The sequence below is a fragment of the Aeromonas popoffii genome (genome assembly GCF_000820025.1).
GTDB classification, from domain to species: domain Bacteria; phylum Pseudomonadota; class Gammaproteobacteria; order Enterobacterales; family Aeromonadaceae; genus Aeromonas; species Aeromonas popoffii.
On record NZ_CDBI01000040.1, the window covers coordinates 5,595 to 6,207 of the forward strand.

Consider the following 613-nt stretch of genomic DNA (forward strand, 5'->3'; position numbering starts at 1 on the left):
GCGGCCAGTCCTGTGTCGGAGCGGCCAGGTCGGGACGTCGCCTGAGGCTGGAGGGGCCGAAGGTCTCGGCATGCAGGCGACTGTCACTGATGTTCAGCTCGCGCAGGCCATCGTACAGCGCCTGGGTGAAACCGGCTGGTCCGCACAGAACAAAGTCATAGTCGTCGAAGGGCAGCACAGCCTTGAGCAGTTCGATATCGATGCGCCCGTGCAGGTCGAAGTCCAGTCCCTCCTGCAGCCCGGCCTCGGGCTGGCTGATGACTCGCAGCCAGTGCAGGGTTTCGCCGCTCTGCTGCTGCAGCTCATGCAACTCCCGGCTGAAGGCCAGCTCCGCCTGCTGGCGGGCGCTCTGGATCAGCCAGACCGTACGGCGCCGACGCAGCCGGCGATTCTGGTAGGCCACCTCGCGCAACATGCTCAGCAGCGGGGTGATGCCCACCCCGGCGGCCAGCAGTACAAGTGGCCGGTGCTGCACGGGATCGAGCACGAACTGCCCCTGCGCGGCCTTGGCCTCCAGCAGACTGCCGACCTTGATCTGATCATGCAGGTAGCCGGATGCCAGTCCGTCACGCTTCACGCTGATGCGCAGAACGTCATCGGAGGGCGCGTTGGA

General features: G+C 66.1%; 1 protein-coding gene. It reads right to left on the reverse strand.

Annotated elements, in window-relative coordinates; genetic code table 11:
* The coding region (locus BN1129_RS21815) for a hypothetical protein (protein ID WP_042035665.1) at window positions 1-613 on the reverse strand (613 nt) is incomplete at both ends.